Origin of the sequence: Planococcus donghaensis, assembly GCF_001687665.2 — a bacterium.
GTDB lineage: Bacteria > Bacillota > Bacilli > Bacillales_A > Planococcaceae > Planococcus > Planococcus donghaensis.
The window spans coordinates 1,428,482-1,453,009 of the sequence record NZ_CP016543.2 but is presented as its reverse complement, the minus strand read 5'-3'; the positions used below and the strand labels follow the sequence as shown (position 1 = coordinate 1,453,009).

Annotated in this window: 24 protein-coding genes; 5 read left to right on the top strand and 19 right to left on the bottom strand. The window is 39.9% G+C overall.

Annotated elements, in window-relative coordinates:
• Nucleotides 1–96: 96 nt before the first annotated feature.
• Nucleotides 97–1,728 carry a Na/Pi cotransporter family protein gene (locus BCM40_RS07255; protein ID WP_065526517.1) on the bottom strand — a complete coding sequence of 544 codons (1,632 nt, stop codon included), beginning with the start codon at nucleotides 1,726–1,728 and terminating at the stop codon, nucleotides 97–99.
• Nucleotides 1,729–1,890: 162 nt separating this feature from the next.
• On the opposite strand from BCM40_RS07255, the gene BCM40_RS07250 reads away from it, so the two are divergent.
• The 3 genes from BCM40_RS07250 (at nucleotide 1,891) to BCM40_RS07240 (ending at nucleotide 4,312) form a co-directional block, all read left to right on the top strand.
• On the top strand, nucleotides 1,891–2,415 hold the full coding sequence (locus BCM40_RS07250) for a DUF1189 family protein (protein ID WP_065526518.1): 525 nt from the start codon (nucleotides 1,891–1,893) through the stop codon (nucleotides 2,413–2,415).
• 172 nt (nucleotides 2,416–2,587) lie between these two features.
• Nucleotides 2,588–3,709 (top strand): flavodoxin-dependent (E)-4-hydroxy-3-methylbut-2-enyl-diphosphate synthase, encoded by a 1,122-nt coding sequence (gene ispG, locus BCM40_RS07245; protein WP_065526519.1) that lies wholly within the window; start codon nucleotides 2,588–2,590, stop codon nucleotides 3,707–3,709.
• A 12-nt stretch (nucleotides 3,710–3,721) separates the two neighbouring features.
• On the top strand, nucleotides 3,722–4,312 hold the full coding sequence (locus BCM40_RS07240) for a hypothetical protein (RefSeq protein ID WP_065526520.1): 591 nt from the start codon (nucleotides 3,722–3,724) through the stop codon (nucleotides 4,310–4,312).
• A 37-nt stretch (nucleotides 4,313–4,349) separates the two neighbouring features.
• Here BCM40_RS07240 and BCM40_RS07235 read toward each other — a convergent pair whose 3' ends face one another.
• From BCM40_RS07235 to BCM40_RS07215, 5 genes are all read right to left on the bottom strand, one after another.
• Nucleotides 4,350–4,760 (bottom strand): Fur family transcriptional regulator, encoded by a 411-nt coding sequence (locus BCM40_RS07235; protein WP_065526521.1) that lies wholly within the window; start codon nucleotides 4,758–4,760, stop codon nucleotides 4,350–4,352.
• Entirely contained in the window at nucleotides 4,757–5,611 is an 855-nt protein-coding gene (locus tag BCM40_RS07230; RefSeq protein ID WP_065526522.1) for a metal ABC transporter permease, read from the bottom strand. Before BCM40_RS07230 ends, BCM40_RS07235 begins: the two co-directional genes overlap by 4 nt.
• Nucleotides 5,608–6,375 (bottom strand): metal ABC transporter ATP-binding protein, encoded by a 768-nt coding sequence (locus BCM40_RS07225; protein WP_065526523.1) that lies wholly within the window; start codon nucleotides 6,373–6,375, stop codon nucleotides 5,608–5,610. Before BCM40_RS07225 ends, BCM40_RS07230 begins: the two co-directional genes overlap by 4 nt.
• A 204-nt stretch (nucleotides 6,376–6,579) precedes the next feature.
• Nucleotides 6,580–7,473, bottom strand: a complete 894-nt coding sequence (locus BCM40_RS07220; protein ID WP_065526524.1) for a deoxyribonuclease IV — start codon at nucleotides 7,471–7,473, stop codon at nucleotides 6,580–6,582.
• A gap of 12 nt (nucleotides 7,474–7,485) precedes the next feature.
• Nucleotides 7,486–8,781, bottom strand: coding sequence for a DEAD/DEAH box helicase (locus BCM40_RS07215; RefSeq protein WP_065526525.1), 1,296 nt, complete (start codon nucleotides 8,779–8,781; stop codon nucleotides 7,486–7,488).
• Nucleotides 8,782–8,917: 136 nt separating this feature from the next.
• Here BCM40_RS07215 and BCM40_RS07210 point away from each other — a divergent pair, with 136 nt between their 5' ends.
• The gene (locus BCM40_RS07210; protein WP_065526526.1) at nucleotides 8,918–9,898 is read left to right on the top strand and encodes a 4-hydroxy-3-methylbut-2-enyl diphosphate reductase; all 981 of its coding nucleotides are present in this window, start codon (nucleotides 8,918–8,920) and stop codon (nucleotides 9,896–9,898) included.
• Between the two features lie 202 nt (nucleotides 9,899–10,100).
• Here the strand turns inward: BCM40_RS07210 and BCM40_RS07205 are convergent, their stop codons facing one another.
• The 10 genes from BCM40_RS07205 to ccpN all read right to left on the bottom strand — a co-directional run bounded on the left by BCM40_RS07205 (nucleotide 10,101) and on the right by ccpN (nucleotide 20,469).
• Complete coding sequence (locus BCM40_RS07205; protein ID WP_065526527.1) at nucleotides 10,101–10,454, bottom strand: hypothetical protein; 354 nt, start codon at nucleotides 10,452–10,454, stop codon at nucleotides 10,101–10,103.
• 46 nt (nucleotides 10,455–10,500) lie between these two features.
• Nucleotides 10,501–11,676, bottom strand: coding sequence for an FAD/NAD(P)-binding protein (locus BCM40_RS07200; protein ID WP_065526528.1), 1,176 nt, complete (start codon nucleotides 11,674–11,676; stop codon nucleotides 10,501–10,503).
• 366 nt (nucleotides 11,677–12,042) lie between these two features.
• Nucleotides 12,043–13,155: a Nif3-like dinuclear metal center hexameric protein gene (locus BCM40_RS07195; protein WP_065526529.1), complete on the bottom strand. Its 1,113-nt coding sequence runs from the start codon at nucleotides 13,153–13,155 to the stop codon at nucleotides 12,043–12,045.
• Nucleotides 13,142–13,855 carry a tRNA (adenine(22)-N(1))-methyltransferase gene (locus tag BCM40_RS07190; protein WP_065526530.1) on the bottom strand — a complete coding sequence of 238 codons (714 nt, stop codon included), beginning with the start codon at nucleotides 13,853–13,855 and terminating at the stop codon, nucleotides 13,142–13,144. Before BCM40_RS07190 ends, BCM40_RS07195 begins: the two co-directional genes overlap by 14 nt.
• 64 nt (nucleotides 13,856–13,919) lie before the next feature.
• Nucleotides 13,920–14,303: a cytochrome c550 gene (cccA, locus tag BCM40_RS07185; RefSeq protein WP_065526531.1), complete on the bottom strand. Its 384-nt coding sequence runs from the start codon at nucleotides 14,301–14,303 to the stop codon at nucleotides 13,920–13,922.
• A gap of 229 nt (nucleotides 14,304–14,532) precedes the next feature.
• Nucleotides 14,533–15,675 carry an acyl-CoA dehydrogenase gene (locus tag BCM40_RS07180; protein WP_008431634.1) on the bottom strand — a complete coding sequence of 381 codons (1,143 nt, stop codon included), beginning with the start codon at nucleotides 15,673–15,675 and terminating at the stop codon, nucleotides 14,533–14,535.
• Between the two features lie 153 nt (nucleotides 15,676–15,828).
• Nucleotides 15,829–16,983 carry an RNA polymerase sigma factor RpoD gene (rpoD, locus tag BCM40_RS07175; RefSeq protein ID WP_008431632.1) on the bottom strand — a complete coding sequence of 385 codons (1,155 nt, stop codon included), beginning with the start codon at nucleotides 16,981–16,983 and terminating at the stop codon, nucleotides 15,829–15,831.
• Between the two features lie 33 nt (nucleotides 16,984–17,016).
• Nucleotides 17,017–18,816 carry a DNA primase gene (gene dnaG / locus BCM40_RS07170; RefSeq protein ID WP_065526532.1) on the bottom strand — a complete coding sequence of 600 codons (1,800 nt, stop codon included), beginning with the start codon at nucleotides 18,814–18,816 and terminating at the stop codon, nucleotides 17,017–17,019.
• Between the two features lie 197 nt (nucleotides 18,817–19,013).
• Nucleotides 19,014–19,820 (bottom strand): pyruvate, water dikinase regulatory protein, encoded by an 807-nt coding sequence (locus BCM40_RS07165; RefSeq protein WP_065526533.1) that lies wholly within the window; start codon nucleotides 19,818–19,820, stop codon nucleotides 19,014–19,016.
• A gap of 10 nt (nucleotides 19,821–19,830) precedes the next feature.
• Nucleotides 19,831–20,469, bottom strand: a complete 639-nt coding sequence (ccpN, locus tag BCM40_RS07160) for a transcriptional regulator CcpN (protein ID WP_065526534.1) — start codon at nucleotides 20,467–20,469, stop codon at nucleotides 19,831–19,833.
• A gap of 327 nt (nucleotides 20,470–20,796) precedes the next feature.
• Here ccpN and BCM40_RS07155 point away from each other — a divergent pair, with 327 nt between their 5' ends.
• Nucleotides 20,797–22,173 (top strand): glycine--tRNA ligase, encoded by a 1,377-nt coding sequence (locus BCM40_RS07155; protein WP_065526535.1) that lies wholly within the window; start codon nucleotides 20,797–20,799, stop codon nucleotides 22,171–22,173.
• 236 nt (nucleotides 22,174–22,409) lie between these two features.
• Here BCM40_RS07155 and recO read toward each other — a convergent pair whose 3' ends face one another.
• The 3 genes from recO to BCM40_RS07140 are packed head-to-tail and all read right to left on the bottom strand — an operon-like array spanning nucleotide 22,410 to nucleotide 24,516.
• Entirely contained in the window at nucleotides 22,410–23,192 is a 783-nt protein-coding gene (gene recO / locus BCM40_RS07150) for a DNA repair protein RecO (RefSeq protein WP_065526536.1), read from the bottom strand.
• A 12-nt stretch (nucleotides 23,193–23,204) separates the two neighbouring features.
• Nucleotides 23,205–24,122, bottom strand: a complete 918-nt coding sequence (gene era, locus BCM40_RS07145) for a GTPase Era (RefSeq protein ID WP_065526537.1) — start codon at nucleotides 24,120–24,122, stop codon at nucleotides 23,205–23,207.
• The gene (locus tag BCM40_RS07140) at nucleotides 24,106–24,516 is read right to left on the bottom strand and encodes a cytidine deaminase (RefSeq protein WP_065526538.1); all 411 of its coding nucleotides are present in this window, start codon (nucleotides 24,514–24,516) and stop codon (nucleotides 24,106–24,108) included. The genes era and BCM40_RS07140 overlap by 17 nt, the downstream gene beginning before the upstream one ends.
• Nucleotides 24,517–24,528: the final 12 nt, after the last annotated feature.

Sequence of the window (24,528 nt, the reverse complement as noted above, 5' to 3'; positions counted from 1 at the left end):
CTGGAATCCCTCCCTATAAAAAAAGCCTCTCTTCTATCGTGCTCTACATTTTAAAAAATGTAAAGCGTGATGAAAGAGAGGCTTTTTAATATTTAGTTAAGCGCGGTTTCCTAAAATAGCTTCTGCAATGTTAACTGCATGGTCACCAATTCGCTCTAAGTTACTAACGATATCGACAAAAACAATTCCCGCTTGTCCTGTACATAAACCTTCGTTCAAGCGTAAAATGTGTTTTTTGCGGAATTTACGTTCCATTTTGTCGATTAAATCTTCTTGTTCAGCTACTTCACGAGCCAGTTCGTGGCTAGTTGTGTCTAATGCTTTTAGCGCTTTTTGAACTGTCGCAATCGTCAATGTAAACATTTCTGTTAAATCTTCCATTGCATCTTCTGTGATTTTCACTTTGTTGTTTTCTTGATAATCAACCAACTCAATAATGTTTTCAAAATGGTCACCAATTCGTTCAATATCGCGAACCGTTTCCATTAACATTGTGTGGCGTGTTGAATCTGCTGCTGAAATAGATTCTGCTGAAATTAGTACCAAGTAATCTGTGATTTTGCTATCAAGGTTGTTGATTGCATCTTCTAATTGGTAACCCATTTCTGCATTTTTCTTGCTCTTTGTCATTAAATACTTATACGTTTCTTCTAACCCTTGCACTGAATATTGACCCATGCGTAAAATTTCTTCTTTTGCCTGGCCAAGCGCAATAGAAGGCGATTGTTCGATAAAGTGAATATCCAAATGTTTTGGTTTAAATTCAACCAACACTTCTTCACCCGGAATGACTTTCGTCACTAGGTAAGCCCACGCACCGATTAACGGGAATTGAATAAGAGTATTTACTACGTTAAATGAACCGTGTGCAAAAGCGATTTGCATTTTAGGCTCTAATGACAATACCCCGGAAATCCATTCAACGTAAGCCGTAAATGGAATCAGTAAAATCAAGAAGATAACCGAACCGACAACATTAAATAATACATGTACTGCAGCTGCACGGCGCGCCGCGATTGAAGTACCAAGTGCTGCTAGTACCGCTGTAATAGTCGTTCCGATATTGTCACCGAATAGAACTGGCAGAGATGCGCCAAGCGTAAGGATGTTTTCAGCATAAAGTCCTTGAAGAATTGCAACAGTACCACTTGAGCTCTGTACAATTAATGTAAAGACTGTTCCGACAAACACTCCTAAAATTGGAAATTCACTTAATGTAATCGTCATATCGATAAAGGCTGGCAATTCACGTAGCGGCTTCATTCCGCCACTCATTAATTCCATTCCGTAGAATAAGCCACCAAAACCAAAAATGACTTGTCCGATGTTTTGGATTTTGTTTTTCTTAACAAAGAAAATCATCGCCGCTCCGACTGCCATAATTGGCAAAGCGTACTCTCCAACGTCCAAACCAATGATAAAGGCTGTTACAGTGGTACCGATATTGGCCCCCATAATAACACCGATTGCCTGTCTTAACGTCATAAACCCGGCACTAACTAAACCAACTACGATTACAGTAGTACCTGAACTCGATTGAATTAAGATGGTTACGATAATACCAACTAAAACACCCATGAATGGATTTGTTGTAAAACGATCCAAGATGTCTCGCAGTTTATCACCTGCTGCTTTCTGTAAAGCATCACCCATAAACTTAATTGAGAATAAGAAAATCCCTAATCCCCCGAAGAAAGAAAAGAAAATTTCTTGCCAGTTCATTTCCACGATACATATTCAACTCCTAAATTTCATATTCACACCTAACCTATTATGCGTAGTTTACTAAGAATTTGTAAACACCTTTCTGCAAAATTTACATTCCCGTAACAAAGCGGCGTTTTTTTTTACAATCTACGTGGTACGATTATTGGTATAGATGAGAGGAAGATGATTTTGAACCTATACCAATTATTTAAAGCGAGTTTATTAGAACCTAAAAAACAAGCTGCTGTCCGGATTATGAGCATTGGGAAAATAATGCAGTTTATTTTTGTCTTTATATTATTGTTAACCGTCGCATCTTTTGTTGAATGGAGCACTGGGTTAGGTAATGCCTCTAGCAGTATAGATGGATTGATTGAATTTGTCGAAGAAATCGATTGGCTTCTTTATCCGTTTGCGTTTGTTTTCCTATTTGTTTCAACTACAATTTATCATTTTATCAAAATTAGCTTGTTCGCTTTGATCGCTTTGCTGATTTTGAATAGCAGAAAACGTCGAGGTGAATACCGTCATTTATGGCGCACTACCGCATTAAGTGTAACCATCCCAACATTACTAGCATTTGCATTAAGTTTCTTTGACATTGATTTTAATGTTTCTATCGCCACTAGTTTATTGACCATCTTCTATTTATATGTAGCAATTGGCTATTACCCAAAAAAACCACCCATTTCAAAGAAACAAGCGTAAGATTGATTTACGGTGTTAATCAGCCGTCTTTCTTGTCTTTTTGCGCACGACACTGCTAAAATGGCTATAGGCAATAGAAGAGAGCCTGCATGCTTTGGTTTATTCCTCGTATGTAGGACAAAGATATGTGAGCCGGTACAACAGGCCACCACTAAAAAGGAGAGATTTTTTCATGAGCGAAATGACACACCGTTCAAAAACACGCCCCGTAAGAGTCGGAGATTTGACGATTGGCGGTAGTAATGAATTATTTATACAAAGTATGGCTACGACTAAAACACATGATGTTGAAGCGACAGTCGCTGAAATTTTGCGTTTAGAAGAAGCAGGATGCCAAGTAGTTCGCGTAGCCTGCCCTGACGAACGTGCTGCTTATGCAATTGGCGCGATAAAAGCACGCATTAACATTCCTTTAGTAGTAGATATTCATTTTGACTATAAATTAGCTTTAATCGCAATTGAACAAGGTGCAGACAAAATCCGCATCAACCCAGGTAACATTGGTCGTCGCGAAAAAGTTGAAGCTGTGGTAAATGCAGCTAAAGCAAAAGGCATTCCTATTCGTATTGGAGTTAACGCTGGATCATTAGAGCGTAAAATTTTAGAAAAGTACGGCTACCCAACAGCTGAAGGCATGGTCGAAAGTGCACTTCATCACATTAAAATTTTAGAAGACTTGGATTTCCACGATATTATCGTTTCATTAAAAGCTTCAGATGTCAGCTTAGCGGTTGAAGCATACGAACTCGCTTCAAAAGCTTTCGACTACCCTCTTCACTTAGGGATTACGGAATCTGGAACATTGTTCTCAGGTACAGTGAAAAGTGCAGCAGGTCTTGGCGCATTGTTCGCCAAAGGCATTGGGAATACACTTCGCGTATCGTTAAGTGCAGACCCGGTTGAAGAAGTAAAAGTAGCACGTGAGATGTTGAAAATTTTCGGTCTTTCTTCAAACGCCGCTACACTTATCTCATGCCCGACATGCGGACGTATTGAAATCGATTTGATCACAATCGCCAATGAAGTAGAAGAATACATCTCACACATTAAAGCACCATTAAAAGTAGCTGTTTTAGGTTGTGCAGTTAACGGACCTGGTGAAGCGCGTGAAGCCGATATCGGGATCGCGGGAGCTCGCGGTGAAGGTTTGCTATTCATGAAAGGCAAAACGGTTCGTAAAGTGCCTGAAGCGACAATGGTCGAAGAATTGAAAATCGAAATCGACAAACTTGCTGAAGAATATTTCGCGAAACAAGCAGCAGAGAAAAAAGAATTAGAACAACAACAAGTATAAGGTTGTGAACCAATGAAATACCGTTTTGGAATAGATATTGATGGGACCGTGACTTCTCCAACGTCACTGATTCCTCACATAAATGAACAGTTTAACAGTGAATTAACGTTAGATGATATTAAAGAATACGATTTAACTGCGGCTCTTCCCCATTTGACGCAAGGTGAATTTTATTCTTGGTTCCGGGATTCCGAGCCGCGTATTTATGCGGCTTCTCCTGTATCTGATCATGCAAAACAAATTTTAAACAACTGGAAAAACCAATACGAGCTGTATTATATTTCCGCTCGTGGGGACAACGTTCGTGACATCACGCTAAATTGGTTTGAAGAACATGCCATTGCTTATGATCACATTGAACTGATTGGTTCTCACAAAAAAATCGAAACAGCAAAACGCCATAATGTGGATTTGTTTTTCGAAGACAAACACGACAATGCTGTAGAAATAGCTGAAGAGCTTGACATTCCTGTTATTCTTTTTGATACCCCTTATAACCGCGAGGCCATTCCATCGAATGTTGTACGCGTTTATGACTGGCTCGAAGCAGAACAATGGGTTAAAAACGAATTTAGTTTGCACGAAACTTTAAGCCGTAAATAATGAAAAAAGCGAGAGTGGAAAAATCCACTCTCGCTTTTTATTTGCATTCGGGACATTTCCCGTATATTTCAAACTTGTGATTGGCAATTTCGTATGCGGGTAGAGCTGCACCTACCATATCCATCGGACAAATTGGAATTTCTTTTATTTTGCCACAATCCATGCAAATAAAATGATGATGGTGATGGTCACTTTCGCATTGCATACGAAAATGACGTTCACCTGATAATTCGGTTTCTTCTAATATGCCCAGCGATACAAATGTCGCTAAATTTCGATACACTGTGTCGTAGCTCATACTTGGATAGTCTTTTTGCATAACGTCCAACAAATCTCTCGCCGTCAAATACCGTTCATCGTTCGCAAACAGTTCTAAAATCTGGTTACGTTTCGATGTTTCTTTGAAACCCTTGTCTTTAAGAATATTCCAGGCATTTGTTAAATTCATGCAATCGCTCCTTTTTTACGTGAAACCTTTATTTTTTTATACGCAAGGACTAGCAATAATAGGAAAATCGAAGTCACCACAATTGTTCCACCCGGAGCCAAGTCTAAGTAAAAAGCAGATACTAGTCCGGTAATAACCGAAATTTCACCAAAAACAATCGATAACAAAATGGTTTGTTTAAAACTTTTTGTGACACGCATTGCTGTTGCAACCGGAATGGTCATAAGCGATGATACAAGCAATATGCCAACAATGCGCATAGAACCTGCAATGACGAGTGCCGTTACGATCATAAACATAAAATGAATCCATTTAGCCGGTAACCCAGAAGCTCTAGCATATTCGTCGTCAAATGATAAAACAAACAGTTCTTTAAAGAAGATAAACACGAAAGCAAGCACAACGACTGCTACTCCCATCACAATAAACAAGTCTTCTCTGCTTACTGCTGAAACCGAACCAAACAAATACCCAAATAAGTCACTTGAAAAACCTTCCGCTAACGAAATAAATATAGCACCAAACCCAATACCCGCAGATAATATAATGGGTATCGCTAATTCTTGGTAATGCTTATACAAGCTTCTTAAACGTTCAATCAACATAGAACCGCCGACTGAAGCTGCAATCCCGAGAAATAACGGGTTTAAAAGAGCTAAAGAAGCAACACTTTGACTCAAGTACAAACTTCCTGCAATGCCCGCTAATGTCACATGACTTAACGCATCAGCAATTAACGACAGGCGACGAACAACAATGAATACGCCAAGTAACGGTGCAATGACCCCAATGATTAAGCCTGCCGCAAAAGCATTTTGTAAAAATTCATAAGAAAAAATCGCTTCTATCATGTGTGGCTTCCCCCGATATGGTGAATTTTCCGGACAGAGTGTCCATACCATGCTTCGCGCTTTTCGTCACTCATCGTGTGAAGCTGTTCTTTATAACCATGGAAATGAATTGTTTGGTTTAAACACGCCACATGCGTGATTCGATCTGTTACTGTATCCACATCATGTGTGACAAGTACCATGGTGATATTTTTATCTTGATTTAGCCTGGCCAACATATCATAAAATGCTTGAACATTCTCATGATCAATGCCTACGGTTGGTTCATCCAGTATTAAAACTTTTGGTTTTGCAATTAATGCCCGCGCAATGAAAATACGCTGCTGCTGACCACCAGAAAGTTCACTAATGCTTCTATCGATAAATGGTTCCATGCTAACCGCTTCTAATGCTTCAATCACTTGTTGATGCGTTGTTTTTGGCAACCGATGAAACAAGCCTGTTTTCTTTACTAACCCGCCTGCCACAACTTCTTTGACAGTCGCCGGGAAGCCCGAGTTAAATGAATTTGATTTTTGAGAAACATAGCCAATCCATTCTCGGTTTTTGAAGTTTTTGGAGTCTGTTCCAAAAAGCTCAATCTTTCCTTTGCTCGGCTTGATAAGCCCTAACATAATTTTCAATAACGTCGATTTTCCTGATCCGTTGGGACCTAATATGGCTAAAAAATCGCCTTCTTCCACTTTCATGGAAATATGATCTAGCGCTTTGGTTTCTTCATACTCAAAACTGATGTCTTGAATGTCGATTAATGGCGCAACCATTGTTTCGCCTCTTTTCTAATTAATAATGATTACGATTTACATTAAAAAAGTATAGTAGAGTTCTACACGAATGTAAACAGATTTTGCTTGAAACGCTTGTAATCAGTTTTTTTGGTTTTATTGGTATTCACATCTAGTTAAAACTAAAAAGCTGAAGACAGCTCTCCTATAACGAGATTGTCTTCAGCAATAAATGCTTCTATATTATAAAGAAGATTTTAGTTCTTCGATAACTCCTGGTGAAAAGACACCCGCTTTGAACATTTCAATTTCAAATGCATATGGCGGTTTTTTATTTTTAGCGTCTGCTCCCACATACGGGGTTTCGAGAATTTTTGGTACATGCATTAAATCTGGATGATGAACAATGCCGTTTAACGCCTCAAAGCCGATTTCACCAAAACCGATATTTTCGTGGCGGTCTTTAGCCGCTCCGCGAACATTTTTGCTGTCATTGATGTGCAATACTTGTAGACGATCAATCCCAACAATCCGGTCGAACTCTTCGAGTACCCCATTAAAATCTTCTTTGATGTTATACCCCGCATCATGCGTGTGACACGTGTCAAAGCATACAGATAAACGTTCATTATGAGTCACGCCATTAATAATTGCGGCGATTTCCTCAAAACTGCGGCCACATTCTGTACCTTTACCAGCCATCGTCTCAAGTGCAATATTCACAGGATAATCTTGCGTTAAAACTTCATTTAATCCTTCAATAATTTTAGCAATCCCTGCTTCTGCCCCAGCACCGACGTGGGCTCCTGGATGCAAAACAATTTGCTTTGAACCGAGTGCTGCAGTACGTTCAATTTCTTTTTGTAGAAATTCAACACCGTGCTGAAAAGTTTCAGGTTTTTGCGTATTTCCTAAATTAATAATATACGGTGCATGAACCACAATATTCGTTAAATTGTTAGCTGCCATATGTGCAAGTCCAGCATCAATATTTAAGTCTTCGATCGGTTTGCGGCGCGTGTTTTGAGGTGCACCGGTATAGATCATGAAAGTCGACGCTCCGTAAGAAGCGGCTTCTTCGCTTGCTGCAAGCAGCATCTTTTTGCCGCTCATTGATACGTGAGATCCTAATAACATTGACCTATCTCCTTATTTTTTACGATTTTTGCGTCGTTCCATTTTTTTGATTTCGTCCATTTTCCACTTCATCTTCTTCTTGTACATTGGTCTTACTTTTTTCGGTTTGTGAACCATTGTTTTCGCTTTCGCGTCTGCTTCGTTCACTTTTCTAGTACGTGTTGTCCGGCTATGACGCTCTTTCAAGTCGACAAATTCGCCTTTCACAATATCTTTTTGTTGGAAAGGAATGCCCATTTTCTCAATACGAACAATCGCATCGTCTTCTTCTGGCTTGAATAGCGTAATCGCTAATCCTTTCATGCCCGCGCGAGCTGTACGGCCTACACGGTGGATAAAGAATTCCAGGTCTTCCGGCAATTCATAGTTGATGACATGGCTAACGCCTTGAATATCAATTCCTCGAGCTGCAAGATCTGTCGCTACAATGTATTGATATTCCAAGTCGCGAATTTGACGCATCATTTTGACGCGTTCACGTGGGGCTAAATCGCCGTGAACACGTCCAACACGAATGCCTTCTTTCGCTAATTGATCTGCAACATAATCCGCATTTGTACGAGTGTTGACGAAAATAATCGCTAAATAAGGATTGATTACTTTCATCACATCTTGCAAGCGATCCATTTTCTTTTTGCTTCTTACGGGCACTAGGTAAAAGTCTAAACCATCTGCAGTAGGACGTTTGTCGCCAATTTTCACATGGATAGGTGACTCCATGTATTTTTTCAAGAATGGTTTTAGTTTTTCAGGAATTGTGGCTGAAAAGACATACATTTCTAGATCATCTTTCATTTTTCCAGCTACTTGGTCAATTTCTTCGATAAAGCCAAGATCGAAAGCTAAATCTGCTTCATCCACTACAAGAATTTTACCTGTGTGAACCAACAAAGCGTTTTCTTTTACTAAGTCTCTTAATCGACCAGGGGTTCCAACGACGATGTGGGGTTGTGTTTTCAACTTGTTAATCGAACGTTGTTTGTCCGTACCACCGATAAACGATTTTACTTCAATGCCTGATCCAACAACTAGTTTTTGCAACTCATTGAAGATCTGCGTTCCAAGTTCACGTGTCGGTGCTGAAATTACCGCCTGCACTTCCTGTTTGCTGACGTCAATACGTTCTACAATGGGAATAATGAAACTATGCGTTTTTCCAGTCCCTGTATGGGATTGTCCAATTGCACTTGTGCCTTTCAATATATGGGGCATCATTTCCTTTTGGATCTGTGTTGGTTCCGTAAAACCAAGTTTTTCTACCGCTTCTAATAGAAACGGTTTGAATGGGTATTCGTTAAATTTTGTCATGGGATTAAATTCCCTCCTTACGCTCTAGACATTATAGCATAAAATCACCGCTTTACGCGATGCAACTTTTGTAAAGCTGTGCCGTCTCCGTTATAATGAATATATGATTGTGAAATTGAAAGGAGCGCGGTACTTGATGAAAGTTATGAAAATATCGCCAAGAGGATATTGTTACGGAGTGGTCGATGCGATGGTTATCGCAAAAAATGCTGCGATGGACGAAAGTTTACCACGCCCCATTTATATACTAGGAATGATTGTCCATAATAAACACGTAACAGATGCTTTTGAAGAAGACGGCATTATTACATTGGATGGCCCAAACCGTCTTGAAATTTTGGAAAAAGTAGAGAGTGGTACGGTTATCTTTACTGCGCACGGTGTTTCTCCACAAGTTCGCGAATTAGCAAGACGTAAAGGTTTAGTATCGATTGATGCAACATGTCCTGACGTTACCGTTACTCATGACTTGATCCGTGAGAAAACGGCAGATGGCTACCAAATTGTCTATATCGGAAAAAGTGGACACCCTGAACCGGAAGGCGCAATTGGGGTCGCACCTGATATGGTTCATTTAGTAGAAAGTGTGGAAGACGTTAATCAATTAGAACTCGATTCCGAAAAAATTATTGTGACCAACCAAACAACCATGAGTCAATGGGACGTTGTGGACATGATGGAACGCTTGAAAGAAAAATTCCCTCAGTCTGAAGTTCATAAAGAAATTTGCTTGGCTACGCAAGTGCGTCAAGAAGCTGTCGCACAACAAGCAGGCGATACTGATTTATTGTTAGTTATTGGAGACCCAATGAGCAATAACTCAAATCGTTTAGCACAAGTGTCTCAAGACATTGCAGGTACTCCTGCATATCGCATTTCTGATTTGTCTGAGTTAAAGTTAGAATGGTTAGAAGGCGTTGAAACGGTAGGCATTACAGCAGGTGCCTCTACCCCAACACCAATCGTTAAAGAAGTGATGAAATTCTTGGACCTTTACGACCCAGCAGACTCAAGCACTCATCAGTTAACTCGTTCTGTACCACTCAATAAAATTTTACCAAAAATCAAACACCCGAAACCATCGGATCGCATTGAGCCTTATCCGGTAGGTGAATAATTACAAACGGTCGCAAAAGTTAAACGCTAACTTTTGCGACCGTTTTTTTTTGATCCTCTCAAAAAAACCTTTAACCAGTTTCAAAATGAACATCTTCATATTTGATGGTGAAATACAGCTCCCTACTATAAGCATTTTTTCATGAAATTATCCTATTACAATTTACAGAACAGATAAAATTTTCATCTCTTCACACTTATTTTTAATTAACGAACAAAAAAAGCAACTTATTTTCACCTGAATTTGTTGATTCTATAGAGTGGTTGGTAAAATCAATCCATTTTACTGTTTTGTATCGTTTGCTGATTTTCTGTTCTAATTCAACCTCAATTTCCAACATCAATTTCACAATACGGTTGTAAGGCAAACGAAATTGGGCAACCGCCAAATCAACAGGAGATTGCTTTATCAATAAGCTATAGAAATCTTCTACGGTAACTGCTTTTTCGGCTAGCATATCTTCTTGTTCTACAATAAACCGATATAGACGTTTTTTTTCTTCCGGAAGCTTAGCCACTTCGCTCCGCCATAAAAATTCCATTATGCGCTCATTCACTTTTGTTCCACCTTTCCGTCTTTCTATCAACACCTCTAATCTTCTACTAAAGTGCCTGCGCAATACATTCAGCTGCTTGGCGAGCTCCCGAGATATTCCTAGCAATTGGTCCAACCTCAAGTTCTGCTAAGCCCCCCATCACATACAAGTTGGGTCCCCATTGTAGATGTGTAGTGACAATTGGATAACCACACGCTGCACATTCCAAACAATTTTCTTCAATGGCTGGCATTAACCAGCTTTTCCCTGGCAGTAGTGATTGAAATCCCGTCGCCAATAAGACGGTGCCACTTTGTTGAAGTAATTGTTTTGCGTCGTCGTAAAGATGTATCATTCCATTTTCCACTTTTCCTTCGTGAACCTGTCCATCCAAAACGATATTGTTGTTTCGTCTTTTTTGGTGAAGCAGCTTGATGTGTAAATCGCGAGGAATTGATCCTTTATTTCGAGCATTAACGATTTGTTCTCGTCGTTTTTGATAAGCTTTCGTCTTGCGAAAAGCTGTTTGCTTTTTAGGACCTAGCCAACCCGGGTCGCTGTCGAAATCGTGAATTCGGAATGAGTGACGTTTAACTAATGTCACTTGGTTTGGAAACAAGCTATGTAATTTAAGGGTCAAATGGACAGCAGTTGTTCCACCTCCGATGACCGTAAAAGGAGGCTTCATAGTTTCAAGATCTGGAAGATTTATATCAAATATGTGATGAACTGGAGCTTCGGGATGTTTTTTCAATGGTATTGCCCACTCTGGCCAATTCAGTTCCTCACTATTACCGATAGCTAACACGACATTTTGTCCATATAAAATCTGATTGCTTTGCAGTTCGATTTGCCACCCCTCTTCATGCTGACTGATTGCTTTAACAGAACCTTGTTTCCAACATTTTTTTAAAGCTATGTTTTCGATAAGACATTGGCAATGCTCTTCGAATAACAAGCGTGAAGGTCGTTTCAACCTTCCCAGAAAAGAAGCATTTTCGTTATTACGATTGGATTTCACAAAAGCTTCTAAACTAAGTGGATTAAGATCAAGGTGATGAACAATTGGAGAGCGCAAAAAAGGCATGGAAATTTGATTTGTACAGCGTTGCCAATTGGCTAATGGTTTATCATGAGGATCAATAATTAATAACTCGTCCTGTGTCACTTTATTGAGCTTTATCAGATAGTTTGCCATTGTTATTCCGTGAACTCCGCCACCAATAATTACGCATTTATACATCGTTTTTTCTCCTTTTCGTTGACCCTTATAGCTCGACTTGCTGTAAGTAGTAATTAAACACATTTCCCTATCAATACAAATAGAGAGTTTATATGTCCTTATTATAAATAGTAATCATTACTATTTGCAAGTAAATATTAGTTTAGCCTCCCATTCAAGTTATTATTTTTCTCAACCACCCGGTTAGTAGTACCGTGTAAATACAAATTTATTGTTCTTTTGTTTAGGCAATCCATTCTTCCTTTATCGATACTAAAAAAGAGACGCAAAACACTTTGCGTCTCTTTTTTGATGCCCTATAAGCCCGCTCTTGAAATTACCCACCGATAAAATTTTCGTAAAAAAAGAAGAAGCCTCAGCTTCTTCTTACATAAATCGAAAAGGTTCGGTATTCGTTTCGGACGGTAAAAATTCACATTGCCAAGTTGGTTGTTGCTTAGACATATGGTCCACGACACCTTGAATCATCACTTTTTCAACATGATGACCAGGATCGACAACATTTAATCCAATGTCTTGTGCGTCTTGCGCTACGTGGAAATACAAATCACCTGTTACGTATACATCTGCCCCTGAACGTTTTGCTTGTTGAATGTATTTATTGCCATCGCCACCGAGTACCGCTACTTTTTTGATTACGGTGTCAGGTGCGCCTACAACACGAAGAGCAGGTACAGCTAGTTGTTGTTTTGTCCACTCGGCAAATTCGGCTAACGTCATTGGTGTTTCAAGTGTACCTACACGACCAAGCCCCATTGGGATTTCTTTGTTTTCTAACGTAAAGACATCATAAGCCACTTCTTCATAAGGATGCGCTGAAATCATTGCTTTGATTACGCGGTCTTTTTCGTTTTTGCGGACCACTACTTCTACTTTCGACTCCGCAGTTACTTCCATTTTACCAGCTTCTCCAATATAAGGATCCGCATCGTTTGTTGGACGGAAACGCCCTGTACCAGACAACGTATAACTGCACGCTTCATAATCCCCAATTGCTCCAGCTCCAGCTTTAGCTAACGCTTCGCGAACTGCTTCTTCATGAGTTTCAGGAACGAATACCGCGATTTTAACTAATTCTGCTTCATAAGTTGGAACTAACACTTTGGTGTTTTTTAAACCTAGCGCTGTCGCCAATAAATCATTCACACCGCCTACTGCAACGTCTAAATTAGTGTGTGCTGCGTATACTGCAATATCCGATTTGATCAGCTTTTCCATTAAACGACCTTGCGGGAAATCCGTTTGTAAGTTTTTTAATGGACGAAATATTGGTGGATGATGCGCAATTATTAACCCCGCACCTTTCGCAATGGCTTCTTCAACTACTTCATCATTGACATCTAATGTTACTAATACACGTTCGATTTTCTTGTTTAATGTTCCTACATGCAAGCCGATTGGATCGCCTTCCATGGCTAAATATTTTGGTGACCACTTTTCGAATTCCTCAATGATTTGGTGTCCATTAGGAATTTTCACGTTGCAACACCTCTTCTACCAATTGTATTTTTTTAACGAGTTCTTGTTTTTTCTCCACAATTTCAACAGTTTGTGCAGTAGCTTCCATAGATGCCACAATCTTTTTCCATTGTGCGCTTTCACGCATCCATTTTTCTTGGAAAATTGCTGTTTTCTGTTTTAGTAACTCTGGCCCCATTAATAATTGTTGAGGCGACCATGAAATCCGTGATTGCGCTTTTTCAAGCACTAAAATTTCATAAATCTTTTCGTTTTCTTTCAATATTTCTTCTTCTACTATATTCCATTCGTTTAAAACGGCCCAGTCACGAATTGCTTTGGCATGAACATTCGGCTGCAAGATTAATCTTTCTACACCTGCTAATTTTTCACTACCATGTTCTAATATTGAGCATATCAAAGGACCACCCATCCCTGCAATCGTTACAGCAGTAATGCCATCTTCGGGTGAAATTGCATCAAGTCCACTTGCCAAACGAACTTCAATTTTCTCTGTCAACAGTTCTTGTTGAACTTGTTTTTGTGCTGACTCAAATGGACCTTTCACGACTTCTCCAGCTATGGCTTTTTCAATTACGCCGTTTAATACCAAATAACAAGGCAAATAAGCATGATCGCTTCCAATATCCGCTACGACTGCGCCTTTTGGTACGTGATGGGCCACTCTTGTTAACCGATGTGATAATTGTTGAGCATTCATTCGGATCCCCCTAATTTAACAGAAAAACCCTTAGTTCTAGAAGAACTAAGGGTATCTTTAACTACTATTCGAGTGATAAAACCCACTCAGCCATTGCCGCTGCGTTTGCTTCTTCAACAAGTCCGCCTGGCATACCGCCTTTACCGTTAACCAAAATATCTTCGATGTCTTCTTGTGGAAGTTCTGTAGCTACTAGAGATGGACCTACTCCGCCTTCATAGCTTGAACCGTGACAAGAAATACAGTTTGCTTGAGCAGTTGCTTCTGGATCAAAATCTCCTGAAGCTTCTCCTTCGCCTTCTGCAGCTTCTCCGCCACCTTCTTCTTCTGTTGCATGTTCTTCAGCGATTTCAGCTTCGTTGCTAACTCCTTGTACTGATAAGAAGAAAATTAACCCAATACCGAACGCCATGATTAAGATATAAGGTACAATTGCATTTTTTTGCATCCGTTACCCCTCCCTCTACTAAGTTCTGCTTGATGATATTATTCGTATCATTCATTATTGTACTGTATTATCATTGAAACGAAAAGTCTTAACAGATAACTTTTCCTTGTTTGTGACAAAAACAGTAATTTAATTTCAGCTAATTCGTCTTTCTCTCGTGTTCGTTTGTTTTATTATCGACAAATCATTTTAAATGAACGAAGCCCTGCGATTTGCAGGGCTTCCTTTTTTAATAACAACCGATTTGTCGTGCGATAACCATACGCTGAATTTCAGACGTTCCTTCACCGATTTCCAGTAATTTCGCATCACGCATGTACCGTTCTACTTCGTATTCTTTCATGTAACCATAGCCACCGTGAATTTGAATCGCTTCATCTGCAACTTCCATCGAAATTTCAGAAGCATATAACTTCGCCATTGAAGCTTCTTTTGTAAACGGTCGGCCTTGGTCTTTTAACCAAGCAGCTTTGTATACCATATTACGAGCCAATTCTATTTTCATGGCCATATCTGCCAGCTTGAATTGCGTTACTTGGAACTCAGATAAAGTTTTGCCGAATTGTTTACGTTCTTTAGAATAAGCAAGGGCTTTGTTAAACGCGCCTTGTGCAATCCCTACAGCCATTGCAGCGATTCCTATACGTCCGCCATCCAATGTTACTAGAAATTGCTTAAAGCCGTCTCCACGCTTGCCTAACAAGTTCTCTTTCGGCACACGAACATTTTCTAACACTAACTCTGTAGTGTTGGAAGAATGCAGCCCCATTTTTTCATAGTTATCAATAATCGTAAAGCCTTCTGCATCAGTCGGCACAATAATAGCACTAATTTCTTTCTTGCCATTTTCCATTCCCGTAATTGCTGTAATGGCTAAATGTTTTGCGTGACTAGCATTTGTAATATATACTTTTGAACCGTTAATCACCCAATCGTCGCCATCTTCAATTGCACGAGTTTCAGTTCCTCCTGCATCTGATCCAGCATTGGGTTCTGTTAAACCAAAAGCGCCAAATGATTCGCCTGTACAAATCGGCGTTAAGTATTTTTCTTTTTGTTCTTCTGTTCCAAATAAATTCAGTGGTGCTCCGCCAAGTGAAATATGTGCAGAATAAGTAATTCCAGTAGAAGCACAAACGCGGCTCAATTCTTCTGTCACAATAGCAAAACTAGTTGTATCCGCTCCTGATCCACCGTACTTTTCATCAAACGGCAAGCCCATCATCCCCATGTCAGACAGCTGTTTGAAAATTTCAGTTGGAAACGCTTTAGAACGGTCACGATCGATCGCACCAGGTGCTACCACCTTATCAGAAAACTCTTTGATGGTTTTTTTGATCATTTGTTGTTCTTGTGTCAAATCAAAATTCATTTGTTTTACATCCCCTTTGTTATGAATACGCTTACAACTTTCATTATATAGGGAAAATTAAGACGAATTCAAGCTTTAACTCGAATTCGTGTTTTTCATTCCAAAAAAAAGAGCCGCTTCGGGTACTACCCGAAGCGGCTCTTGCTTGTTTTATTATTCAAGAAAATCTTTTAGGCGCTTACTGCGTGACGGATGGCGTAACTTACGTAACGCTTTTGCTTCGATTTGACGAATCCGTTCACGTGTTACACCAAATACTTTGCCTACTTCTTCTAAAGTCCGTGTCCGACCATCATCTAAACCAAAACGTAAACGCAACACGTTTTCTTCGCGGTCAGTCAATGTATCCAACACATCTTCTAATTGTTCTTTCAACAATTCATAAGCAGCATGATCAGAAGGTGATTGCGCATCGGAATCTTCGATAAAGTCACCTAAGTGCGAATCATCTTCTTCACCAATCGGCGTCTCAAGTGACACAGGCTCTTGAGCGATTTTCAAGATTTCACGAACTTTCTCTGGAAGCAAGTCCATTTCTTCACCAATTTCTTCCGGAGAAGGATCACGGCCAAGATCTTGCAATAGTTGACGCTGTACGCGAATTAATTTGTTGATTGTTTCAACCATATGAACTGGAATACGAATGGTACGTGCTTGGTCAGCGATGGCACGAGTGATGGCTTGACGAATCCACCAAGTTGCATACGTACTAAACTTAAACCCTTTAGAGTAATCGAATTTCTCAACCGCTTTGATCAAGCCCATGTTTCCTTCTTGGATTAAATCCAAGAACAACATGCCACGACCCACATAACGTTTTGCAATACTTACTACTAGACGCAAATTGGCTTCAGCAAGACGTTTTTTCGCTTCTTCATCGCCTTGTTCAATCAATTTTGCCAAACGAACTTCTTCTTCTGCTTTTAACAAATCCACGCGTCCAATTTCTTTCAAGTACATACGGACAGGGTCATTAATTTTAACGCCCGGTGGAACACTTAAATCATTTAAATCGAATTTATCTTCGGTCGGTTTCATGAGACGGTCTAAATGCTCTTCATCGTCGGATTTACGCTCCAATTCGATGCCGTGCCCTTCTAATTGATCGATAAACTCTTCAACTGCATCGGATTCCATTTCGAAAATCGCTAATTTGTCAGCAATTTGTTCGTAATTGAGTTCTCCGGTTTTTTTACCTGCTTCAATTAGCTGTTTTTTCGCTTCTTCTACAGTCGCTTCCGGACCTTCAGTAGTCAATGGAACATTGCTTGCTTCAACTTCAGTTTGGCGTTCAGATTTCTCGGCCATGTGACTTCCTCCTTTAAAAAAACCGGAATTAACTTACAATGATTTTCGTAAAGCAATCACTTCTTGTGCAAGAAGTAAAGCGCGCTTTAAGTCATGCTGTTTTTCCGCTTCTTTTGATTGCTGGATTTTCAAATTGATTTGCTGTTCGATCCGATGTTTTTGCAAATGCTTTAAACAATCGGCAATTTCTTCATCCGCATGTTCCGGATCACGTTCAGATAATGCGGTTTCCATAACGAGTTTTCGGAGTTCTGCATCTTGCAAAGTCTCCAAAAACTTATGAAAATCTGCTTTATCCCATTCCTCATAGAAACCGAGCAATTGAACGTATAGCGCCTGGAATTCTTCACTGATAAATGGAATTCCATTGTCTTCGACCACTAACTTATTCATAACCAAAGGGTCGGCCAGTGCATGAGACAAAAGCATTCGCTCTGCTCTATGCAATGAAGTAATCCGTTTCGGTTCTTTTTTAGGTGTCTTTATAACTGGTGGTTCAGGACGATTCCGTTCGATTGTCTTGTTTTCTAATTTCCGATAATGCTGTAGGATAGCTTCTTGAGACAATCCAGTTTCTACTGACAATTGCTTTATATATAAATCTCGCTCTAAAGGCGAGGATCTACCAGCTAATAATTGCAACACTTCCTGTATGTATTGCAACAGGTCGTTTTCATACTGAAAGTTTTTATGCCTCCGGGCGTGCATCATTGCGAATGCAATAAATGCATGTGGTTTACCGATAATTTGATCTTTAAAAGCCTCAGCGCCGTTGTCACGAACATAATCATCTGGGTCCATCTTTCCTGGTAAAACTGCCACTTCCACTTTAAAATTCTCTTCGTTTAATGAAATGGCGGCTCTTTTTGCAGCTTCCCAACCAGCATCATCTCCATCAAAACAAATGATGACTTCTTGAGCAAAGCGCTTCATTTGTCGGATATGCTGAGCCGTGAGTGATGTGCCCATGGTTGCTAAAGCATTATCAACACCTGCTTTACCCGCTGCAATGACATCCATAAACCCTTCAAACAAAATGATTTTTCTGTTTTTGCGTATAGCGCTTCTTGCATGATGTACATTATAAAGCACTTGGCTTTTTTGGAAAATCGGAGATTCAGGGCTGTTCATGTATTTGGCTTCTTGTTTTGTATGTTCAAGAACCCTTCCGGAAAAGGCGATTACTTTGCCTGTTTCATTCATAATCGGAAACATGATTCTACCACGAAATCGGTCAAAATAGCCGCTTGATTGCTCACGTGCAATTGCTAACCCGCTCGTTTCTAACTCTTCTTCTGTAAAGCCTTTTCGTTTTAAAGAAGAAGCCATATAATTCCACTCCGGAAGCGACCAACCGATTCTGTTTTTCTCGATAATTTCTCGAGTAAAGCCCCTATTTTCCAAATAGTCCAATGCCGCTTGGCCTTCTTCCGTATTCAATAAAATGTGGTGGTACATGTCCGCAGCAAACTCGTGCATCAAAATCAATTGTTGATCTTCTTTTGATTGCACCGGACCGGAATCGGCAGGGGCTTGTATATCGACATCTATGCCAGCACGACTTCCTAATCTTGACAAGGCATCTTGGAAAGTTAAGTTTTCAATATCCATCAAAAAAGTGATGACATTGCCACCAGCTCCACAACCAAAGCAATGAAAAATCTGCTTGTCGGCTGTAACTGAAAAAGATGGTGTGCTTTCTCCATGGAAAGGACAAAGGCCAAACCAGTTGCGACCTCTTTTTGTTAACTGGACGTATTCACCAACAACATCGACGATGTCTGTGCTGGACCGAATCTTTTCAATCACTTCTTCAGGAACTCTATTGGACATTATTTTCACCATCTTTGTTTGCTTAACTTAAGTAATTCGTGATACAAAGACAAAATCCTTCATTTTTCGACAAAAAGATAAAGCAAACTATTTATCCATTAGTAAGCTTTAGCCACAATTCTTCATTATAAAACTTCTTTATGAAAAAATCCACCAAAAAGAAAGAAAAACCGCCTCTGAAGGTGGTTTTTCCAAAATCATTTTTGGAGTTTGCCGAGTATCAAATTCGCCGTTTCTTCTACAGCTCGATTTGTCACATCAATTATTTCACAACCGATGCGGTCGACTACTTTGTGAAAATGTTTGATTTCTTCGTGGATACGATCGATTTTCGCGTAATTTGCGTCGTCGTTTAATCCTAGTGCTATCAGTCTTTCTTTCCGAATAAAATTGAGTTTATCTGGCGAAATGACTAAACCAAAACATTTTTTCGGATCTACTTGATACAATTCTTCGGGTGGATCTACTTCTGGTACAAGCGGTACATTGGCCACTTTTAACCGTTTGTGTGCTAAATATTGGGATAGTGGCGTTTTAGAGGTCCGAGAAATTCCAACCAATACAATGTCTGCCATCAAAATACCACGCGGGTCTCGCCCATCATCGTATTTAACTGCAAATTCAATGGCTTCTACTTTTTTAAAGTAATCATCATCTAATTTACGAACTAAACCTGCTTCTTGCAATGGGGATGCATTTAGCTCATTTTCGAGTGCATCTAATAATGGCCCCATTAAATCCACTGCTGTTACATGAAATTTAGCGGTTTCAGACTGCATATAGTCGCGCAACTCTTGAGAAACCAATGTATAAACGATAAACGCTTTTTGAGCGACAGCCAACTTAACGATTTCTTGTAAGTGATCAATGGAATCGATATATGGAAATCGTTTTAAAACTGCATTTTGATCTGCGCTCAAATATTGACTAATTGCCGCTTTCGCAACCAGTTCTCCTGTTTCACCAACCGAATCGGATACAATGAACAATCGCAGTGAATTCATAATTGACACCTCACAAATCGTGGTTTTCAGATAACGATAAAAACGCACGAGTAATATTCGTTTTTGTTAGTCTACCGACAACTTTATAGCCGTCTGGCTGTTCTTCCACTACAGGCAGTGCATCGATTTGTTGATTGATCAACCGATGGGCTGCTTGGATAAGTGATTCGTTTCTAGTACAATATGTAATATTCGGCATACGCGTCATAATAATATGTACGGGAATACTCGATAAATTTTGGCTACCTAAACTGGCTCGCAGCAAATCTTTTCTCGATAACACTCCTGCTAGATGCGAGTTTTTATCCACGACAAAAAGTGTCCCGACATCATCTAAAAACATTTGACTAATGGCATCGTACACACTAACATCTTCTCGGACAACAACCGGAATCGACTGAAAATCTTTTACTTTCATATTGTTCATCGTATCAGTCACATCTTGCCCCGGCTTTTTACCCGAATAAAAATAACCAACGCGGGGACGGGCATCTAAAAAACCTGCCATCGTTAAAATGGCTAAGTCCGGTCTTAGCGTTGATCTTGTTAAGTTTAAGCGATCCGCAATTTGTTCGCCAGTAATTGGACCATTGCCTTTAACAATTTGCAATATTTCTTCTTGTCGTTTATTGAGTTCGATTGGACTCACCGCCTCAAAAATAGATATATGTTATACTCAATATCAATTATTATATACTAATGCACGTGATATTGCGAAGAAAACATTGTCATGATACAATTAAAAACGAACTTCATATAGGCAATGACGGATAAATGAGTACTGTAACTTTAGCGAGTAGGGATAGTGAAAGCCTACACCTACAGGAAACGGCGATCCCGAGCTATTTTTTATTTTAAAGTGGACTGCACATTGCAGTCAATCGAGGTGGAACCGCGGGTCTTAACGTACTCGTCCTCGGGCATGTAACAATGCCCGAGGACGAGTACGATTTTTTATTTTATGGAGGTAATTTTTATGTCAATGGAAGATGTAGTAGCTTTAGCAAAACACAGAGGCTTTGTATTCCCAGGCTCTGAAATTTACGGTGGTTTGGCAAACACGTGGGATTATGGCCCACTTGGTGTCGAATTAAAAAATAATATTAAAAAAGCATGGTGGAAAAAATTCGTTCAAGAGTCTCCTTATAACGTAGGACTGGACGCTGCCATTTTGATGAACCCGAAAACTTGGGTAGCTTCAGGACATGTCGGCAACTTTAATGACCCAATGATCGATTGCAAGAGCTGTAAAACGCGCCATCGTGCAGACAAATTAATCGAAGATGCACTAGATGCGAAAGGCATTGAATTGATTGTTGATGGTTTGTCATTTGACCGTATGGCAGAATTGATCCAAGAACACGACGTGAAATGTCCAACGTGTGGCGCACAAGACTATACAGAAATTCGCCAATTCAACTTGATGTTCAAAACGTTCCAAGGTGTAACAGAAGCTTCAACAAATGAAATCTTCTTGCGTCCAGAAACAGCTCAAGGGATTTTCGTTAACTATAAAAACGTCCAGCGTTCTATGCGCAAGAAAATGCCTTTTGGAATTGCACAAATCGGTAAAAGTTTCCGTAACGAAATCACACCTGGTAACTTTACGTTCCGTACGCGTGAATTCGAACAAATGGAACTTGAGTTTTTCTGCAAACCTGGCGAAGATTTAGAATGGTATGCTTACTGGCGCGATTTCAGTAAAAACTGGCTGTTGAATTTAAACATGAATGAAGAGAATATGCGCTTGCGTGAACATGACGAAGACGAACTTTCTCATTACTCAAATGCTACAGTTGATATCGAATACAAATTCCCATTCGGTTGGGGTGAGCTTTGGGGTATTGCAGATCGTACCGATTTCGACTTGAAACGCCATATGGAACATTCAGGAGAAGACTTTAACTACATCGACCCTGTTACAAACGAACGCTTTGTGCCTTATTGCATCGAACCTTCACTAGGAGCTGACCGTGTAACACTCGCGTTCTTAGTCGATGCATATCACGAAGAAGCACTTGAAAATGACGACAAACGCACAGTGTTGAAGTTCCACCCAGCTCTAGCTCCTTATAAAGCAGCGGTTCTTCCATTATCTAAAAAATTAGCAGAAGGCGCTACAAGCGTATTTGCTGATTTAGCTAAACATTTTATGGTGGATTACGATGAGTCTCAATCGATTGGTAAACGCTACCGTCGCCAAGACGAAATTGGTACTCCTTTCTGTATCACATATGACTTTGATTCAGTTGAAGACGGTCAAGTAACAGTGCGCCACCGTGATTCGATGGAACAAACACGTATGCCGATTGCTGAAGTACAAGCATATATCGAACAGCATATTCAGTTTTAAGTTTGAAAAGCGGAAACGGCCGTTCGAGTCTTGACAGTGAAAAGAATATAGTTACAAAAAAGTAGTGGAATGAGTTTATTCCACCACTTTTTATTTCGTTTACTTACCGGTGCGTGATTTATCACCCTGATTAGTATTATTGCTGTTAAAACAAAGTTTTTAATGTTGAAAACGGCGAACCGCACAAACGCGACGGCGTGACTCGTTCAAAAAAAAAAAGAAGAGTTGCCAAAAGACTATTCGTCTTTAGGCAACTCTTCTTTTTTAGGCAAAAATTCGGGAGTTCGTTCTAATTGTTCGAGAAACTTCCGTGACTTTAAGCGAATCCCTGCTTTTTCTTCGTAAATGGTGCGGACAATTTGTTTGAGCAAGCTCTTTGACTCTTTTTTCAAAGTTAAAGATCCTACGCGCTCAATTGGCACAAAGTAGAACGTACGGATAAGCTTTACTAACGCTGGACTCAACCGAATAATGTAACGGTCGATATGAAAACAACGATGACAAAGAAACCCAAGTTCTTGAAACGAAAAGGCAAATTCTCCTTCAGTCGACCCACAATTAGCACATTGATGAAGTGTTGGCGTTAACCCTGCTGTTTGGAGCATTTTCCACTCGACAAACAAGGTAATTGCTTCTGGGTCATACCCATCATCAATCGCATGAAGGGCTTGATACAACATATCAAAAATGGCTGGTTGCGGTTCATCTTGTTCGGTTAAACGATCAATCAATTCCGTAACATAACTTGCATAAGCAGTAGACATAATGTCTTCACGAATATGCCGGAGTGATTCTAACGGATCTCCTGCTTGTATAGTCCCCATGCCTTTTCCTTTGTAGATGGAAAAACTTCCATGAGTAAATACTTGGGTGATGGCCGCTAATCGACTAGCCGGTTTTTTCGCACCTCTTGCCATACAAGTGATTTTCCCTGCTTCTTTCGTAAACAAGGTGACGATTTTATTGGTTTCGCCATAAGGCATTGTGCGAATCACAATACCTTCTACTTGATTTTGCATGGGAAGGACTCCTTAATATTCGTCTTCTCTGAAGCCGAAATCGCGTAAATGCATCGCTTTGTTGCGCCAATCCTTTTGAACTTTCACCCATAATTCCAAATACACTTTCGATCCAAGCAAATTTTCAATGTCTTGGCGGGCACGCGTACCGATTTGTTTAAGCAATACGCCTTTTTTGCCAATCACAATGCCTTTTTGAGAATCGCGCTCGACCATAATCGTTGCTTGAACTCGAATCATGTTTTTGTTTTCAGAATCCGGTGCAATTTTTTCAATAACAACTGCAATCGAATGCGGAATTTCTTCGCGCGTCAAATGCAGTGCTTTTTCACGAATCAATTCTGAAATGATAAATCGTTCTGGATGATCGGTAATTTGATCCGCTGGGTAGTATTGAGGTCCTTCAGGAAGCCGCTCATTAATTTTTGCTAATAACGTTTCAACGTTGTTTCCTTCTAGCGCTGAAATCGGAATCGCTTCTGCAAAATCAAATTCATTGCGGTATGACTCAATAATTTTCGGCAAATTATCCGGATGTACTTGATCGATTTTATTGATTACTAAAAATACCGGGACATCGATTCCTTTTAGCATTTCTAGTACATACCGATCTTCTTTCCCGACGCGGTCCACGCCACTTGCAACAAATAACAATACATCCACTTCGCGGAACGTGTTTTTTGCCACTTTTAACATAAAGTCACCTAATTTATGACGGGGTTCATTAATGCCGGGTGTATCGATAAAAATCATTTGGCTATCATTTGTTGTCACAACGCCTTGCACTTTGTTTCGTGTCGTTTGGGGCTTGTCGCTCATAATGGCAATTTTTTGGCCCACCACACGGTTAAGAAACGTCGATTTACCGACGTTTGGACGACCAATGATTGAAATGAAACCTGATTTAAATCCGTTATTCTCTAGCTGCATATTTTAAATCCTCCGTTGAAAATGCGCCGGGAAGCAATTCGCTGATTGTTGTTTCCTGAACGTCACCTTTTAAATTTGTTAAGTAAACAGGCATGTTCGGCGGACAAAACTCTGCCAACACTTGTCTGCATGCACCACATGGCGCTACAGGCCCTGCTGTGTCTGCTGATACAGCTAAAGCTACGAACTTATTGTCGCCTTCTGACACCGCTTTAAATACCGCTGTGCGCTCTGCACAATTTGTTAATGAGTAGCCTGCGTTTTCAATGTTACAGCCTAAGTAGACTTTTCCATCAGCTGTCAATAATGCTGCCCCTACAGGGAATTTTGAATAGGGCACATACGCATTTTTTCGTGCTTCTATCGATTTTTTCAATAATTGTTCTTTTTCCATTTTTAATCACCT